This is a genomic window from Winogradskyella sp. (assembly GCF_025210595.1).
In the GTDB taxonomy this organism is placed as follows: Bacteria; Bacteroidota; Bacteroidia; order Flavobacteriales; family Flavobacteriaceae; genus Winogradskyella.
The window spans coordinates 27,276-44,158 of the sequence record NZ_JAOARH010000025.1 but is presented as its reverse complement, the minus strand read 5'-3'; the positions used below and the strand labels follow the sequence as shown (position 1 = coordinate 44,158).

Here is a 16,883-nt window from a genome sequence, read left to right as displayed (position 1 = left end):
ACCCAGTTCTTAATTGAGCTGGGTTTTTTGTTTTTATTAAAACAAATGAAAATAACTACTTGCCTTTCCCCTTTTTAAAAAAACTATCAACTATAGTCGATAAGCCTATATAGAGCATTATAATGGCTGATATGCATAGTAGTATTGAGATTATCAGTAAAGGAATATATAGTGGTTTGTCATCATTGTTAAGAGAAAGATGAAGTAATGTTGGACCAATAAACATGAGTACAATACAAATACCCATTCGTCTTAAACCTTTGCTAAGCAATTCTTTATCTGTTCTATTATTTTCGTCCATAGCTAATACTTTTTCTTACACTTTTATGTTCTTGTAGTAATTTAGAAGCTTCTTCTTCAGTAATATTTAATTCATTCATTATCATTTTTACACCTCGATTTACTAGTTTGTTGTTGCTTAATTGCATATCGACCATTTTATTACCTTTTACCTTCTCTAACTGAATCATTGTTGTTGTTGTTATCATATTAAGCACTAGTTTTTGAGCTGTTCCTGCTTTCATTCTTGAACTACCTGTAAGAAATTCTGGACCTACTATTACTTCAATAGGAAATTGAGCTACTTGGCTTAAAGGACTATTTTTATTACATGTAATGCATCCAGTAATTATTTGCTCTTGATTACATTTTTTTAATGTGCTAACGACATAAGGTGTTGTTCCTGAAGCTGCAATGCCAATTACAATATCATTTTGAGATATGCTATGAGATTGAAGGTCTTCCCAGCCTTGAGTGGTTGAATCTTCTGCATTTTCCACAGCTTTTCGGATTGCGTTATCACCACCTGCTATTAGACCAATAACTACATTATGAGGTACTCCAAATGTTGGTGGGCACTCAGAGGCATCTAAAATACCTAAACGACCACTTGTACCTGCTCCTATGTAAAATAAGCGTCCTCCTGTTTTAAGTTTGTCAACTACTTTTTCTATTAATAGTTCTATTTGAGGTAACGATTTTTCTACTGCTAATGGAACAGTTTTATCTTCGGCATTGATGTTGGTAATAATCTCATTAATAGACATTTTTTCTAAATGATTATAATGAGAATCTTTCTCTGTAGTTTTTTCGAAATTCATGATATAAAAATAAAGAATTTCTTTGCGTTAGCGATAGAAACGGCATCCTTTTGCATGGCAAAAGATATAGTGGATAGCGCGACCTTGTACTCGACGATATTTCGACGAGCGCAAGGTAACGCCCATATTAAACTATTCTACGGTATATACTAGTTCGTCTACTTCTGATAGTCTGAAATAACCTAATGGGTAGTTACTTGGGTTTGTTGTATTGATACAATTGCCTCTTACGGTTGTTGGCTGTGTTTCAAATGGTCCTCCGTTTTCTTCGCTACCTTGTTGTAATAAAATGAACATAAATTCATAGAAGCGTTGTGAAATCCCATAATTTCTTATTGTTACAATATCACCTGACTCTAAATCTTCTTCTGTATAGAATCCGAAAATTTGATTACCATCGGTAAATTCGTCATCGTAAACTTCTAATGTTGGTATTACTGGTATATCGCTTATAAATTCAAAGAAATAATAATTTTCAATATTTGCAGGATCTGTATAGAATGCTTTAAGTTCTATATCCTCTCCTGTAAAACCACCATCATTATTTTGTTCAATATAATCTATGGGTACTACAGATTTAAGTGTTTCTGTACCAGTATATGTCTCACCATTATAAACTATAGTTAGGGTGTATGTTTCATCAATAATTGGTGAAAAATTGTTGTTTTTATAGATTCCGGTTAGTCCGTCTTCTGTGAAATTATAAATATTATTATTAGAATCTGAAATAAATACTGCGGCTCCGTTGGCTGGTGGTACAGTTTCATCAAAGAAAGGTGCTGAAAGACTAAGTTTAATGCTTTGTTCGTTTCCAGGTGTGTCTTTAAACCAATTAATAAATGCTTCTATAACTAAACGCGGTTCGGTGGTGTTGAGATCTACATCTACTTTGTCTTCACAATTTGAAAATAAGAGAACAAATACTAATAAAACGGCTATTTTTTTCATTTGTACTAGAATTTAAAGTTATATGAAACAGAAGGAACAATACCAAAAATGGCAAGTCTAATAGCTTCGTTTGTACCTGTTATTCGGTTTTCTCTAAATGTAATATTGGTGGCATTTCTGCGATTATAAATATTGTAAATACCAAAAACCCATTCGCCTTTAAATCGTTTATTACTATTAGAATTTGGGTTATAATTTGCTGATACATCTAGACGATGGTATGAGGGTAGTCTGCTAGAATTTCTGGATTCATAATTTGGTACTACTATGCCATTAAATTCGTATTGACTGTTAGGAAATGTTGTTGGTTGCCCTGTTTGAAATATAAAATTTGAATTTAACGACCATTTTTTATTTAATTCGTAGCTGGCAGTTAATGAAATATCGTGGGTTTTATCGAAAGGTGTGTTATACCATTTACCATTATTGATTCCGTTTTCAGTTTGTGTTCTACCTGATGTTTGCTGTTCTGATTTTGATAATGTATATGCCAACCAACCTTTTAGTTTGCCTTCGTTTTTTCTAAATAAGATTTCCATACCATAAGCTCTGGCTTCACCATTAAGAATAACTTGCTCAATAGCATTATTAGCAATTAAATCGGCTCCATCTATATAATCTATTCGGTTTTTTATGGTTTTATAAAATGTCTCAACCTCTAAAGAGAACAGATTATCTTTAAATGTTTTAAAATATCCTAAAGCGACTTGATCTAGTAATTGAGGTTTTACGTATTTGCCGCTTGGTGTCCAAACATCTAATGGTGTTGGTGAATTTGTGTTAGATAGCAAGTGTAAATACTGACTCATTCTGTTATAACTTGCCTTTACAGAAGCATTATCATTTAATTGGTATGCGATTGCTAAACGAGGTTCGATATTGGAAAATAATTCAATAACATCGCTTCTACTAAAACTTTCTGTGCCTAATGGTTCTGCTTTTTCGTAAATACCAAGATCTTCGTTAAAAATTACAGGATTATCGTTCTCATAAATATTTAATTCATCTTGCCCTAAACGATGAAATGTACTAAACCTTACACCATAGCTTACAGATAACTTATTACTCAGTTTGTGCTCGGCATCTAAATATATTGCATTTTCAAAAGCATATTTATCTATGAGTTTAAATGGATTTATACCAGAACTTTCTGTTGTAGGGTTTATTTCACCAGGATTGAATTTATAGTACATGCTATTTAAACCATACTCGAGTTTAAAATTATTGTTTATATAATGCTTAAAATCGTATTTAAGGTTGAAATTTCTAATGCCAGATTCCCAATCGAATTCTACGAAATCTAACTTTAATCCGTAATAATAATCGGAGTATATTAACGATAGATTAGAAAAAAGCTGATCGGAAAATAAATGATTCCACCTGAAATTAACAACGGTATTACCGTAAGTGTTTTCAAAACTATCTGCTAGTTCAAAAACATCTCTACCGAAATAGCCAGAAAGAAAAATATTATTTCTCTCATTAAGTCTGTAACTCAATTTTGTGTTTAAATCATAGAAATAAGCGACATTATCTATGTCAAAAAGCGGTAAAAATAAATGAACATAACTACTTCTTCCTCCAAATAAAAAAGAGCCTTTATCTTTTTTAATAGGTCCTTCAGCTAATAAACGACTAGATATTAAGCCAATGCCACCATTCATGTTAAATTTACTACTATTGCCTTCTTTTTGATAAATGTCTAACACAGAAGATATACGTCCACCATATTTTGCAGGTATTCCTCCTTTATATAGTTTAATGTCCTTAATAGCATCTGGATTAAAAACCGAAAAGAAACCAAATAAATGCGATGAATTAAAAATAGTAGCTTCATCTAAAAGAATAAGATTTTGATCTGCAGATCCTCCACGAACATTAAAACCAGAAGACCCTTCACCTGCATTGGTTACACCAGGAAGAAGTGTAATAGATTTTATAACATCTACTTCACCTAATACAACAGGCATTTGCTTAATGGTGTTAATAGATAATGCATTAACACTCATTTGTGGTTTTCTAATGTTTAGTTTTTCTATATTTTCTGTAATAACAACTTCATCTAAGCTTTCATCAGCTTCTGTAAGTTGAAAATTTTTAACTACATCAGTATTTAAAGCTATGGTTTCTGTAATAGTTTTAAACCCTAAATAGCTAATTTGTATTTTATATGTGCCTTTTGGTAGTGTAATGGAGTAGAAGCCATATTCATTGGTCATGGTACCAGATTGTATTTCTGGAACTATAACATTTACTCCAATTAAGGTTTCATTACTTTGGCTATCTCTTACTGTACCGCTTAAAGTGAATTTTTCTTGAGCTAAAAGGGCAAGTGAATTTAGAAAAAGAAAGAGTAATAACACTCTATTTGATGTAACCATAATTAAAAACTATGTCTTTTGATTGATGATTGATGTTACTATTTGTTTAAACGACTCATAAAAACTATTGTTACACAAATTTAAACAGAAAAAAAGCTTCATTTTTTAATGAAGCTTTTTTAATCAAATTTTAGTTTAATATGGCGTTAAGCGTTTTGCTAGGTCTCATAGAATTACTGGTAAGATTTTCATCTGGGAAATAATACCCATCAATATTAACAGCATCTCCTTGGCAGTCTATCAATTCAGAATCGATACTATCTTTTTGAGATGATAATTGATTGTAAACTTCAGTAAATTCAGCTTTAAGCGCTTGGTCTTTATCTTGATTAGCTAAAGCTTCAGCCCAATATAGTGCTATGTAGAAATGACTTCCTCTGTTGTCTATTTCATTAACTTTACGAGAAGGCCCTTTTTTATTTTCTAATAATTTTTCAGTTGCAATATCTAAAGTTTCTCCAAGTACTCTAGCTTTTGCATTATCGTTAACTTCTGCATAATGATCTAAGGATACAGCCAATGCCAAGAACTCACCAAGAGAATCCCAACGTAAGTGATTTTCTTTTACAAATTGCTGCACGTGCTTAGGTGCAGATCCACCAGCTCCAGTTTCAAATAAACCACCTCCATTCATTAATGGAACGATAGATAGCATTTTTGCACTTGTTCCTAATTCTAATATTGGGAATAAGTCAGTAAGATAATCTCTTAGTACATTTCCTGTTACAGAAATAGTGTCTTTACTGTCTTTAACACGCTCTAAAGTAAATTCAGTCGCTTCAATTGGCGATAAAATTCTAATATCTAAGTCAGAAGTATCATGGCTTGGTAAGTACTGATTTACTTTTTTAATTAATTCTGCATCATGAGATCTGTTTTTATCTAACCAAAAAACAGCAGGTGTTTGAGAAGCTCTTGCTCTTGTTACGGCTAATTTAACCCAATCTTGAACAGGTGCATCTTTAACCTGGCACATTCTCCATATATCACCTTCTTCAACATTATGGCTTGTTAAAATATCACCTTCAGTGTTAATTACTTCTACTTTTCCGTTAGTAGTTATTTCAAAAGTTTTATCGTGAGATCCGTATTCTTCAGCTTTTTGAGCCATAAGACCAACATTAGGAACTGTACCCATAGTTGTTGGATTGAATGCTCCATGCTTTTTACAGAAATCTATAGTAGCAATATAAACACCAGCATAACTACTGTCTGGTATAATTGCTTTAGTATCTTGTTGTTTTCCTTCTTTATTCCACATCTGTCCAGAAGTTCTTATCATTGCTGGCATAGAAGCATCAATAATAACATCACTTGGTACATGTAGATTGGTAATACCTTTGTCTGAGTTTACCATGGCCAAATCTGGTCCATTTTCTAAGGCAGTTTTAATATCAGCTTCAATTTCACTTCTTTTAGACTCAGGTAAATCGTTTAAATTGTCAAGTAAATTACCAAAACCATTATTAACATCTACACCAATCTCTTCTAGTGTTTCTGCATGCTTTTCAAAAACAGATTTAAAATAAGCCTTAACTGCATGACCAAAAATAATTGGGTCCGAAACCTTCATCATGGTTGCTTTCATGTGTAAAGACATTAAAATATCCTTGGCTTTAGCATCTTTAATTTCTTTATCTAAGAAATTAAGCAATGCTTTCTTACTCATAAAGGTAGTATCAATAATTTCACCATCTAATAAGGCTAAATTATCTTTTAAAATGGTTTGGTTACCATTGTTATCTGTGTGTACAATTTTTACTGTTGTAGCTTCATTAACTGTTACAGAAGTTTCGTTATGTGCAAAGTCTCCTTGAGACATCGTTGCAACATGTGTTTTAGAATCTGATGCCCAAGCTCCCATGCTATGAGGATTTTTCTTAGCATAATTTTTTACAGCTTTTGGCGCACGTCTATCCGAGTTTCCTTCTCTTAAAACAGGATTAACAGCACTACCTTTTACCTTATCGTATCGTGCTTTTATTTCTTTTTCGGTATCGTTACTTGGGTCTTCAGGATAGTTTGGAAGTTTATAGCCTTTAGCCTGTAGCTCTTCAATAGCATCTGTTAGCTGAGGAATAGATGCACTAATATTTGGTAATTTGATAATATTAGCTTCTGGTTTTTTAGCTAATTCACCAAGTTCTGCTAATGCATCATTAACGCGTTGCTCTTCTGTTAAGAAATCTGGAAAAACTGCTAAAATCCTAGCAGCTAATGAGATGTCTTTTGTCTCGATAGTAATCCCAGAAGATTTTGTAAATGATTGAACAATTGGTAAAAAAGAACGTGTTGCTAAAGCTGGTGCTTCATCTGTTTTTGTATAAACAATCTTTGCTGTTTTAGTCATAGGAAGTAAAAAATATAGTGATTGTATTAGGCTTAAATTTAAGCTGAGCAAATATACAAAAACCCTACAGTTTTATAGGTATGAGATTAGCAAGAGCATGACTAAAAAATTATGAATTTGATAAAAATAGTTATCAAAAAATGATAATTACTACATTATTCTTATACCAAAGGGTTTTAAGAGTCCTACAATATTTTCTTTTGAAAAGGTAGCATTTTTAATGTTGTTGGAGGTAGGATTTATTATGAAATTAAATGCAGTAGAAAAGTTTGAATCTTGAAGATTGGTGCTATCAAAAATAGAATTCTTTAAGTCGCATTTTTGAAATAGACACGATTTGGCTTGGGCTTGAGAAAAATCAACCTGATTCATTTTGCAATTAGTAAATTGAGTTTTATTAATAGTCATTTCAGCAAATGAACTTAGGTTAAGGTTGCAATTTTTAAAACCAAAAGCTAGCAAAAAGTCGTTACAGTTTTTAAAATTTAAACCAACCAGTTTACAAGAATTAAAAATAACATCATTAAATGTGGTGTGCTTAACATTAACATTGCTAAAGTTGCAGTCATTGAATTCACATTCTAGAAATACATTATTAGAAACATCAGAATTTTCAAAATTACAATTAGTAAAGGTGCAATAGCTGTATTCTGCTTTAGGTAAAATAATAGATGTATAATCTTTATGGCTGAAGGTTTTGCTGTCTATTACTTGTAAATTCATGAAGTAAATATAGTGTAAGAACAAAAATAAATGAAGTTCTAAAATACAGAAGTAAATTTAGGATTAGAAAGCTTATAAGTTTAGCTAAACAAAAAGCCATATCACTCAGAAAAATCTGTGCTGACATGGCTTTTCTTGAAACAGTACTAACGTGACTTATTAAGCTTTCACAAAATCGGCTGTAAGGTTTTTACCATCATCCTTTTCAGTTCAAGTGTTTCTGTTTCAATGAAACGTTTCATATCTTTCAAAATGTATTGACCTGATACTACTAAGCTCCTTTAAGATTAGTTTTTCTTGATGTTTTCTTTTTTATGCTTCACTTACGTGTTCTATACTTCTAAAAAACATTGCTCATCTTTTTCGTGTTCACTTTCGATTCCATTACTTTCTCAGAGCTTTTCACTATTACTTTACAACCTGCAAGCATGCTGTAAAACGTAAGCTTCATGGTTAATTACCCAATACTTGTATAAACAAGAGGTTAGCTAACCTCAAAAAACTAACTCAATATGTAAAGAACGTTTCTTTAAATACAATTTAACATAAATTTAGACATAAGTCATGTTTCTTGTTAATTGTTTAGCTAAATTACATTTAGATTGCGAATATTCAAATTTTTTAACAATTTAGATGTGCACAATTTATAAACTACACTTATTAACAATGGTTAATAACTAAAAAAGCCTTCAGTATTGAAGGCTTTTTAAATAGTATGTGTGTTAGATTATCTTCTAACTTCTTTAATTCTTGCTTTTTTACCAGTAAGACCTCTAAAGTAGAATATACGTGCTCTACGTACTTTACCACGTTTGTTTACTTCAATTTTTTGTAAAGCTGGTAAGTTTATTGGGAAGATACGTTCTACACCAATAGTGCCAGACATTTTACGAATAGTAAATGTTTCTGAAGTTCCACTTCCTTTACGCTGTAAAACTACACCTTTAAAGAACTGAGTACGTGTTTTGTTTCCTTCTTTAATTTCGTAATATACTGTAATTGTATCACCAGCACTAAATTCTGGTAAATCTTTTTTTGTTACAAATTCGTCTTGTACAAATTTTACTAAAGAATCCATGTTTTTTCTTTTATTATGGTTGTTTTAAATCAACATTCACGGTTTTCGCCAGAGGTTAATCCAAAATTGGCTGCAAAGATAGTTAAAAAGTATAAAGTATGAGGTGTAAAAGTGAAAAGTTTTAATGTTAGTTGTTTAATCTTTTAAGTGATTAGTTGATTATTTAGTTTCACTAATCACTAATCACTAATCACTAATCACTAATCACTAATCACTAATCACTAATCACTAATCACTAATCACTAATCACTAATCACTAATCACTAATCACTAATCACTAATCATTCAAAAGATCTGGTCGTCTTTCTTTAGTTCTTTCGTAGGCTTGTTCTTCACGCCATTTTTCTATTTCTCCAAAATTACCGCTAAACAAAACTTCTGGCACTTTCATACCTTTATATTCTCTTGGTCTGGTATAAATTGGTGGTGCTAATAAATTATCTTGAAACGAATCAGTTAGTGCAGAAGTCTCATTACCTAATACACCTGGTATTAACCGAATTACCGCATCACATAACACAGCAGCTCCTAATTCTCCTCCAGAGAGTACATAATCACCTATAGATACTTCTCTGGTTATAAATTTATCGCGCACACGTTGATCTACACCTTTGTAATGACCACAAAGAATGATTATGTTTTCTTTTAGCGATACTTGGTTGGCAATACTTTGATTAAGGCGCTCACCATCTGGCGTCATATAAATAATCTCATCATAATTGCGCTCAGCTTGTAAACCAGAGATGCATTTGTCTATAGGCTCAATCATCATAACCATACCAGCTCCACCACCGAATTGGTAATCGTCCACAGATTTATAATTATTTGTGGTGTAATCTCTAAGGTTATGAAAGTGAACTTCTACCAAATTGGCATCAATAGCACGTTTAAGTATTGAAGCTTCAAACGGACTTTTTAACAATTCTGGTAAAACAGTAATGATATCTATACGCATGGTGAATGAAAATAGAGTGCAAAGATAGGTTTAATTGAGTAATTTAGTCGTTATTTTATAAACTTCACCGCTTTTGTGTTTTTTTGGGAAAACCTAATATATCTATGAAATCTTCATAAATACTCATGAAATTTTTATTAATCATTGTTGAAAAACAATTACTTATCCATAAAATTTCAGGTTTGGAAAAAATGAAATCAAATTTAGTCATTCCTAAATGAATCTCAATTTCTTCTTCCCAACCAAAATCTCCGCCAAGAATAATAGCCTTTTTCTCATCATAATCTCCAATAAAGAAGAATTGTTCTTTATGTTCATTTTCATAATATCCTAAGTATTTGTCTTTTGTATTGACTCTAGGTATTTTTCCACAACTGTCAATATGATTATTCTCTATGGTAAAAATATCATCTTTCATTTCATTTATAAATTCTCGATGATGCTTATTTATTAAATTGGCAAGCATATCAATATCTATAATTGATAAGTTTTTATTTCTAAAGTATTCTCTAATTTTTTCTTTGGCATTAGTGGTAATGGTTTTATTTGTTAATAACTATACGGTGTCCAATGAAACTTTTTTTTTACCGTTGAAAATAATTTTTGGTAAACGAAATGATTCATTTATTTGGCGTTCAATATTATCAACATCAGATTGTAGTATTTTTTTACTTTTAACAACTACACCTATATAAGTTTCCTTGAGCAAAATTTCATCCTCAACAATTAAAATAAAATCTGCACCATACTCTCTATTTCCATGGGTGTATTCAACATGCTTAATTGTAGGAATCTGTCCAAGAAAATTTTGTAAAAAAGGATGAAACTCATTAACTTCATGAGCGTAAGATTCCAATTTATGTTTTATTTTTTCAATTGTCATGTTTAATCCATTGATGATATATATTTATGCTTATCAAATGCAAGTAAACTTAACACATTAATACCTAGGTTACAACAAAAAAAATCCGCAATAAGCATTGCGGATTATATGTGGATTTTTCACTTGCGTTTATAATAACATAAATGTTATGCTTTATTTTTGTTAATCTCGTCTTGTAATTGACGTCTTACTTTTTGTTCGCGCTCGAGAGCCACACGTCTGTGTTCTTCAAATTCGGTTTCGACTTCTTCGAGTTTGTGCTTTGCTTCTTTTGTGAGTGAGTTGCTATTCTTAAATTTATAGATAAAAAACAACAGTAGTGCTGTAAGTGCTGCTACAATACACCACATAATTACATTATAGTTGGTTTTACTAGTTTGCATACCTAATAAAGCCATGTTGTTTTTTTCTTCGTTGGATTGGTCTAGTGTTGTTTGAGTATTGCCTAATTTTGCTTTAAGGTCTTCTATTTCTTTGGCTTGGTTAGCAACTGTTGTTTTAGAGTTTGCTAAGTTTTGATATGTGGTTTTTAGAGAATCTAATACGTTTGCTTTTAGTTTAATTAACCAAGCTTGCTTTACGGCTTCGTATGGTTGGCCGTTAGTACCTTTAAAATTTCCAGATTTTCTAAAAACATACTCAAATTGGCTGTCTATATTGCCTTTGTTTAATGAGTATTGCTCCTCAGTATTGTCTTGCTGTTCTTGAGCATTTGTGGTTTGTAGGTTAAATATAACTATAAGAATTACAACAACTTTGGTGAAAAGCTTCATCTTAATAAGATTTTTGGTTCAGTTAAATTAATTAGGTGCCAAGATAGTAATTATAAATAAATTTTAAGGCTTTTGGTCATCTCAATAGATGAGCCATTTTTATATACGACTATACTCTGTATTTGGATGCATATAGCAAAAAAAAAAATCTTGCCGTAAGACAAGATTTTTTTAATCTAAATGATATAATCATTCTAATAGTAAGTAAAACGTCTTACTTTAGAAATATATTTTGCAAGTCTAATAACTTGGTGGCTGTAACCATACTCGTTATCATACCATATATATAATACTGCATTCTTACCATCAGCTCTTACAATAGTTGCTTTACTATCGTAGATTGAAGGTGCAGAGCTACCAACGATATCGCTAGATACTAATTCGTCACTTAATTCATATTTAATTTGTTCAACTAAATCACCTTCAAGTGCGTATTTTTTCATGATAGCGTTCATGCTCTCTACAGAAGTTTCTTTTTCTAATTCTAAATTAAGAATAGCTAAAGATCCGTTTGGTACAGGTACTCTAATAGCGTTAGAAGTTAATTTACCTTCTAATGATGGTAATGCTTTACTTACTGCTTTACCAGCTCCAGTTTCTGTAATTACCATGTTTAAAGCAGCAGCTCTACCACGTCTGTATTTTTTGTGGAAGTTATCTACAAGGTTTTGATCGTTAGTGTACGCATGAATCGTTTCTAAGTGACCAGATTTAACACCGTAAGAATCTTCAACAGCTTTTAAAATTGGTGTAATAGCATTTGTAGTACAAGAAGCAGCAGAGAAAATATTAACTTCATCTGGGTTATGCTCTAGGTGATTAACACCATGTACAATGTTTGGTACACCTTTTCCTGGTGCAGTTAATAATACCTTGTCAACACCTTTAGCATTTAAGTGTCTGCCAAGAGCTTTATCATCTCTAAAAGCACCAGTATTATCAATAACTAATGCATTGTCTATACCGTATTTTGTATAATCTATATCTTCAGGTGCATTTGCAGAAATAATATTTACAGTAGTACCATTAATAATTAAAGCACTATTTTCTACATCTACACTTACCATACCAGAGAAATCTCCGTGCACAGAATCGTTTCTAAGTAAAGAAGCACGCTTTTCTAAAACGGTTTCGTTAATTTCTCCACGCGTTACAATAGCTCTTAATCGTAATTGAGTACCTTTTCCAGTACGTGTCATCAATTCACGAGCTACTAATCTTCCAATTCTACCAAAACCGTAAAGAACAACATCTTTTGGTTCTAATTCTTTTGAATTATTAGCTTCTTTTAGTTTAGCAGAAACAAAAGCCGTTGCATTTTCGTGCTTTTGATCTTCTAAGTGGTACTCATAAGTTAGTTTACCAATATCTAATTTAGCAGGTGGTAAGTTTAATTTCTTAATTGCTTGTGCAATCTCTACAGAATCAAAAATAGAAATAGGTTTTTGAACAAATTCACCTGCATACTCGTGCAGATTTAAAATTTCGCTCACTTTTCTATCAATTAATTGATTTCTAAATATAACAAGTTCAATTGAGTTGTCGTACCAAAGGTCGTTGACGGTTTTAATAAATTCTACCGTAGCTCTGCGACGATCTGCTTGAAACGCTAACTCTTTTTCGTAAGTGTCGTTAAAACCCATTTTGTTTTGGTTTATTGATTTTTTTATTAGGCGCAAAAATACATATTTCAAACGTTTTCGTTGTGTATTTCAACGAAAATAAAACGTCCCTTTAAAGAATCGTTCTTTAAAGGGACGTTTTAACTTGTTTTTTTAATTGTCTTATCTAAAGTTATATACAACTTTTTCTCCCTGTTTGTTTATAATTTCAATTTGTAAAGGTTCATTATAACTACGGCTTTTTAGAGCTTTTTGTGCATCGTCTATAGAGTATAGTTTTTTACCGTTTAATCTTGTAATAATGCTGCCCTCTTCAACACCATTTTTTCTCCAATAAGACTCAAGTCTTGGACTTTCTGTAAGGCGCGAAATTTTCAATCCATAGTCAAGATTAAAATCTTTTAATTCTTCGGTAGAAATATTTTTTACGACACCTATAGTAGGAATCTCAAGTAATGAATTTTTTAATAATGTTACAGGTAAGATTTCTTCATCTCCATCTCTAAGTAGAGTAACATTAACCACATCATTTGGGCTTTTTGTTTTTAAATAGCCTGTTAGGTCTGAAGATTTATTAATTTCAACATTATCTATTTTCTTAATGATATCACCAGATTGAATGCCTGCTTTTTCAGCTCCTGTATCTTCAGTAACATCACTAACATAAAATCCTTCAGTAATATCTGTGCCAAGTTGCTCTGCAGCTTTACTATTTAAAGCACCTCCAACAACACCAAGTATGCCATTTTGTACATTACCATATTCCATAATATCGTTAACAATTTTTCTGGTAATGTTGCTTGGTACTGCAAAGGAATATCCAATATAAGATCCATCTCTAGATGATATAGCTGTATTAATACCTATTAAGTCTCCATTAGTGTTTACTAAAGCACCGCCAGAGTTTCCTGGGTTTACAGCTGCATCTGTTTGTATAAACGATTGTGTGTTTCTACCACTTAAGTCTCTAGATTTTGCACTAATAATACCTGCAGTAACTGTAGAATTTAAATTAAACGGATTACCAACCGCTAAAACCCATTCGCCAATCTTGGCGTTATCAGAATCTCCAAAGGCTAAAAACGGTAAATCTTCATCGGTGTCAATTTTAATGAGTGCAATATCTGTGGTTTCATCAGTACCTATTAACTCAGCCATATAAGATTTGTTATTATTTAAGGTAATACTAATTTCATTTGCATTTTGTATAACGTGGTTATTAGTGACTATATAACCCGTTGGTGAAATGATAACTCCACTACCTGTACCAACTTGCGCACGTGGCTGACTTCTACCAAAAAAGTAGTCAGACATAGTTGCAGGCGAGGAAACAATGGCTGTGTTTTTAACATGTACTACAGCATCTAAAGATTTTTCTGCAGCATCAGTAAAGTTTGGTACTATTAAAGCGTTGTTATTTGTATTCGTAGCTGTAGGCACAAAAACTGGTAAATCCGAAACCTGTTCAACAGCTAGTTGTTCTTTGTGTTTTTTTTCTATAAAAAGTTTGTATCCACCTAAGGTTAGTATACCACCTAATACCGAAACTCCTACTAAAGTTAAAATCTTCTTCATAATTTTTCAGGATTTAAATTACTTTTTAACGTTTAAATTTAGATATATATTGAATTTTAAATTCTATTTTAACGACTATTTAACGCCAACTTTAACGACGCTTTAACAAGTCTATTTGCATCCTATTATTCTTATATTTGTGCGATAATTATGATAATGACATTTTACAAATACCAAGGCACAGGAAACGATTTTATTATAGTTGATAATCGTTTACAAATCATAGACAAAAACAATACCAAACGTATAGCTGAGTTATGTGATAGACGATTTGGCATTGGTGCTGATGGTTTTATTCTATTGGAGAATGATGTAGCGTCAGATTTTAAGATGGTTTATTATAATTCTGATGGTAACGAAAGTAGCATGTGTGGCAATGGTGGTCGTTGCATCGTAGCATTTGCAAAGTTTCTTGGAATTATTAAAAATAAAGCAGCATTCCATGCTATAGACGGTTTACATAAAGCTAAAATTGAAAACAATATAGTGCATTTGCAGATGCAAGATGTTAATGAAATTAATGTTTATAGTCAGCATTTGTTTTTAGATACAGGATCTCCACATCATGTAGAAATGGTCTCAAGCCTAAATGAATATAATGTAAAGGAAAAAGGCGCAGCTATTAGATATGGTGAGCCTTATGGCAAAGCAGGAAGTAATGTTAACTTTGTAGAGCAAATTTCTAATAACCAATTTGCTGTAAGAACTTATGAGCGTGGAGTAGAAGATGAAACCCTATCTTGTGGTACAGGAGTTACAGCAGTAGCTTTGGCAATGCATAAAACAGCCAAAGCTTTAACTAATGAAATACACCTTAAAACCCAAGGTGGTCAACTAAAAGTTAGTTTTTTAGCTGATGCAAATGGCTATAAAGATATTTGGCTTATCGGTTTAGCAGAACAAGTTTTTAAAGGTAATATAGAATGGTAAGCTTGCAAGGCGAACATATTTATTTAAGAGCTTTAGAACCTGAGGATTTAGATTTTATATATCAGGTAGAAAATGATGCATCACTATGGGAATTGAGTGATACTCAAACACCATATTCTAGGTTTTTAATAAAGCAATATCTCGAAAATGCACAGCAAGACATTTTTGAAGCTAAACAATTACGTTTAGTAATTTGTACTCAAAATGATGATGCTATCGGATTGATAGATGTTTTTGATTTCAATTTTAAAAATAAACGTGCTGGTATCGGAATTCTAATTAAAGACCAACCAAACAGAAATAGCGGTTTTGGAAGCGAAGCACTTAGGCTTTTGATAGATTATTGTTTTAGTGTTTTGCATTTACATCAGGTATATGCTAATATTTCTGAAAATAATGAAGCCAGTTTAGGGTTATTTGAGAATAACGGATTTAAAAAAATTGGGCTAAAAAAAGATTGGACCTTTAATGGTCAAAAGTTTTTAAACGAATATATTTTACAACGTATTAACGATTAATTTATGTACATAAAGAAAATTCTTTGGGCAGTTGCCATAATAGGTTTAGTGATTTTTGGTTTTATGGCCTATTATATTTATGGAGCTATGTTTCAGCCTAATACCAAGTTTACAGAAGACAAGGTTTACATTAATGTTCCTACAGATGCTAATTATTTAATGGTTAGAAAGCAACTAGAGCCTTTATTGAATGATATGAGTGCTTTTGATGCTTTGGCGAAACAAAAAAAATATACTTCTAATATTAAAGCTGGTCGTTTTGCTATTTCTAAGGATATGAATAATAATGATATTATAAATTCCATTAGAAGCAAAAATTTGCCTATTAAAGTAACCTTTAATAATCAGCATACATTAGCAGATTTAGCAGGAAGAATTAGTTATCAAATAGAAGCTGATAGTTTATCTTTATTAAAAGCTATGACAGATGATGCTTTTTTTAGCAAGAGTACATTTACTAAAGAAACAGCTTTAGGAATGTACTTGCCAGATAGTTATGAATTTTTTTGGAACACTTCAGCTGAAGGGTTTAGAAATAAAATGCTAAAAAAATATGAACGCTTTTGGAATGAAGACAGATTAAATAGAGCCAAAAAATTAAATCTTTCGCCAGATGAGGTGATGACATTGGCTTCTATTGTGCATGAAGAATCTAAGCAACGAGACGAGCAACCTAGAGTTGCAGGTGTTTACCTTAACCGTTTAAGAATTGGAATGCCACTTCAGGCAGATCCAACGCTTAAGTATGCAGCTTATCAATTGCCAAAATACAAGAATACTGTTATTCGTCGTGTGCTTAATGTACATAAGGAAATAGATTCGCCTTATAATACGTATAAAAACTTAGGATTACCTCCAGGACTAATTGCTATGCCAGATTTGTCGGCTATAAATGCAGTGTTAAATCCTGAGAAACATAGTTATCTTTATTTTGCAGCAGATGCAAAGCGTATAGGCTATCATAAGTTTGCTAAAACCTTAGCGCAGCACAATAATAATGCTAGAGAATATCAAAGATACTTATCGTCTCAAGGTATTAATCGCTAA

General features: G+C 31.8%; 16 protein-coding genes. 3 read left to right on the top strand and 13 right to left on the bottom strand.

What is annotated here, in order from left to right:
* Positions 1-55 precede the first annotated feature (55 nt).
* The 13 genes from N4A42_RS02305 to N4A42_RS02245 all read right to left on the bottom strand — a co-directional run bounded on the left by N4A42_RS02305 (position 56) and on the right by N4A42_RS02245 (position 14,388).
* Complete coding sequence (locus N4A42_RS02305; protein ID WP_294069321.1) at positions 56-301, bottom strand: DUF6095 family protein; 246 nt, start codon at positions 299-301, stop codon at positions 56-58.
* Positions 288-1,100, bottom strand: coding sequence for an N-acetylmuramic acid 6-phosphate etherase (gene murQ / locus N4A42_RS02300; RefSeq protein ID WP_294069318.1), 813 nt, complete (start codon positions 1,098-1,100; stop codon positions 288-290). The genes N4A42_RS02305 and murQ overlap by 14 nt, the downstream gene beginning before the upstream one ends.
* Before the next feature lie 132 nt (positions 1,101-1,232).
* Positions 1,233-2,048: a DUF4249 domain-containing protein gene (locus tag N4A42_RS02295; protein ID WP_294069315.1), complete on the bottom strand. Its 816-nt coding sequence runs from the start codon at positions 2,046-2,048 to the stop codon at positions 1,233-1,235.
* A gap of 5 nt (positions 2,049-2,053) precedes the next feature.
* Positions 2,054-4,429, bottom strand: a complete 2,376-nt coding sequence (locus N4A42_RS02290; protein ID WP_294069312.1) for a TonB-dependent receptor — start codon at positions 4,427-4,429, stop codon at positions 2,054-2,056.
* Positions 4,430-4,559: 130 nt separating this feature from the next.
* Complete coding sequence (locus tag N4A42_RS02285; protein ID WP_294069309.1) at positions 4,560-6,779, bottom strand: NADP-dependent isocitrate dehydrogenase; 2,220 nt, start codon at positions 6,777-6,779, stop codon at positions 4,560-4,562.
* A 150-nt stretch (positions 6,780-6,929) separates the two neighbouring features.
* Positions 6,930-7,502: a pentapeptide repeat-containing protein gene (locus tag N4A42_RS02280; protein ID WP_294069306.1), complete on the bottom strand. Its 573-nt coding sequence runs from the start codon at positions 7,500-7,502 to the stop codon at positions 6,930-6,932.
* A gap of 727 nt (positions 7,503-8,229) precedes the next feature.
* Positions 8,230-8,580, bottom strand: a complete 351-nt coding sequence (gene rplS, locus N4A42_RS02275) for a 50S ribosomal protein L19 (RefSeq protein ID WP_294069304.1) — start codon at positions 8,578-8,580, stop codon at positions 8,230-8,232.
* Between the two features lie 277 nt (positions 8,581-8,857).
* Positions 8,858-9,535, bottom strand: a complete 678-nt coding sequence (trmD, locus tag N4A42_RS02270) for a tRNA (guanosine(37)-N1)-methyltransferase TrmD (protein ID WP_294069301.1) — start codon at positions 9,533-9,535, stop codon at positions 8,858-8,860.
* Positions 9,536-9,599: 64 nt separating this feature from the next.
* Positions 9,600-10,001: a hypothetical protein gene (locus tag N4A42_RS02265; protein ID WP_294069298.1), complete on the bottom strand. Its 402-nt coding sequence runs from the start codon at positions 9,999-10,001 to the stop codon at positions 9,600-9,602.
* A 90-nt stretch (positions 10,002-10,091) separates the two neighbouring features.
* Positions 10,092-10,418, bottom strand: a complete 327-nt coding sequence (locus tag N4A42_RS02260; RefSeq protein ID WP_294069295.1) for a hypothetical protein — start codon at positions 10,416-10,418, stop codon at positions 10,092-10,094.
* 146 nt (positions 10,419-10,564) lie between these two features.
* Complete coding sequence (locus N4A42_RS02255; RefSeq protein ID WP_294069293.1) at positions 10,565-11,191, bottom strand: tRNA (guanine-N1)-methyltransferase; 627 nt, start codon at positions 11,189-11,191, stop codon at positions 10,565-10,567.
* 194 nt (positions 11,192-11,385) lie between these two features.
* Complete coding sequence (locus N4A42_RS02250; protein ID WP_294069290.1) at positions 11,386-12,834, bottom strand: glyceraldehyde-3-phosphate dehydrogenase; 1,449 nt, start codon at positions 12,832-12,834, stop codon at positions 11,386-11,388.
* A 141-nt stretch (positions 12,835-12,975) separates the two neighbouring features.
* Positions 12,976-14,388, bottom strand: a complete 1,413-nt coding sequence (locus N4A42_RS02245) for a trypsin-like peptidase domain-containing protein (protein WP_294069288.1) — start codon at positions 14,386-14,388, stop codon at positions 12,976-12,978.
* Positions 14,389-14,538: 150 nt separating this feature from the next.
* On the opposite strand from N4A42_RS02245, the gene dapF reads away from it, so the two are divergent.
* From dapF to mltG, 3 genes are read left to right on the top strand one after another with little or no spacing between them, the layout of a single operon-like run.
* Positions 14,539-15,318, top strand: coding sequence for a diaminopimelate epimerase (dapF, locus tag N4A42_RS02240; RefSeq protein WP_294069286.1), 780 nt, complete (start codon positions 14,539-14,541; stop codon positions 15,316-15,318).
* Positions 15,312-15,836, top strand: coding sequence for a GNAT family N-acetyltransferase (locus N4A42_RS02235; protein WP_294069284.1), 525 nt, complete (start codon positions 15,312-15,314; stop codon positions 15,834-15,836). The genes dapF and N4A42_RS02235 overlap by 7 nt, the downstream gene beginning before the upstream one ends.
* A gap of 3 nt (positions 15,837-15,839) precedes the next feature.
* Positions 15,840-16,883, top strand: a complete 1,044-nt coding sequence (mltG, locus tag N4A42_RS02230; RefSeq protein WP_294069281.1) for an endolytic transglycosylase MltG — start codon at positions 15,840-15,842, stop codon at positions 16,881-16,883.

What these genes read in the sequence shown, in the direction of transcription:
- N4A42_RS02260 (WP_294069295.1), bottom strand. Translation starts at nt 10,418, where the DNA reads ATGACAATTGAAAAAATAAAACATAAATTGGAATCTTACGCTCATGAA.
- N4A42_RS02250 (WP_294069290.1), bottom strand. Translation starts at nt 12,834, where the DNA reads ATGGGTTTTAACGACACTTACGAAAAAGAGTTAGCGTTTCAAGCAGAT.
- N4A42_RS02290 (WP_294069312.1), bottom strand. Translation starts at nt 4,429, where the DNA reads ATGGTTACATCAAATAGAGTGTTATTACTCTTTCTTTTTCTAAATTCA.
- trmD (WP_294069301.1), bottom strand. Translation starts at nt 9,535, where the DNA reads ATGCGTATAGATATCATTACTGTTTTACCAGAATTGTTAAAAAGTCCG.
- rplS (WP_294069304.1), bottom strand. Translation starts at nt 8,580, where the DNA reads ATGGATTCTTTAGTAAAATTTGTACAAGACGAATTTGTAACAAAAAAA.
- mltG (WP_294069281.1), top strand. Translation starts at nt 15,840, where the DNA reads ATGTACATAAAGAAAATTCTTTGGGCAGTTGCCATAATAGGTTTAGTG.
- N4A42_RS02235 (WP_294069284.1), top strand. Translation starts at nt 15,312, where the DNA reads ATGGTAAGCTTGCAAGGCGAACATATTTATTTAAGAGCTTTAGAACCT.
- N4A42_RS02255 (WP_294069293.1), bottom strand. Translation starts at nt 11,191, where the DNA reads ATGAAGCTTTTCACCAAAGTTGTTGTAATTCTTATAGTTATATTTAAC.
- N4A42_RS02265 (WP_294069298.1), bottom strand. Translation starts at nt 10,001, where the DNA reads ATGCTTGCCAATTTAATAAATAAGCATCATCGAGAATTTATAAATGAA.
- dapF (WP_294069286.1), top strand. Translation starts at nt 14,539, where the DNA reads ATGATAATGACATTTTACAAATACCAAGGCACAGGAAACGATTTTATT.
- N4A42_RS02280 (WP_294069306.1), bottom strand. Translation starts at nt 7,502, where the DNA reads ATGAATTTACAAGTAATAGACAGCAAAACCTTCAGCCATAAAGATTAT.
- N4A42_RS02295 (WP_294069315.1), bottom strand. Translation starts at nt 2,048, where the DNA reads ATGAAAAAAATAGCCGTTTTATTAGTATTTGTTCTCTTATTTTCAAAT.
- N4A42_RS02245 (WP_294069288.1), bottom strand. Translation starts at nt 14,388, where the DNA reads ATGAAGAAGATTTTAACTTTAGTAGGAGTTTCGGTATTAGGTGGTATA.
- N4A42_RS02305 (WP_294069321.1), bottom strand. Translation starts at nt 301, where the DNA reads ATGGACGAAAATAATAGAACAGATAAAGAATTGCTTAGCAAAGGTTTA.
- N4A42_RS02285 (WP_294069309.1), bottom strand. Translation starts at nt 6,779, where the DNA reads ATGACTAAAACAGCAAAGATTGTTTATACAAAAACAGATGAAGCACCA.
- murQ (WP_294069318.1), bottom strand. Translation starts at nt 1,100, where the DNA reads ATGAATTTCGAAAAAACTACAGAGAAAGATTCTCATTATAATCATTTA.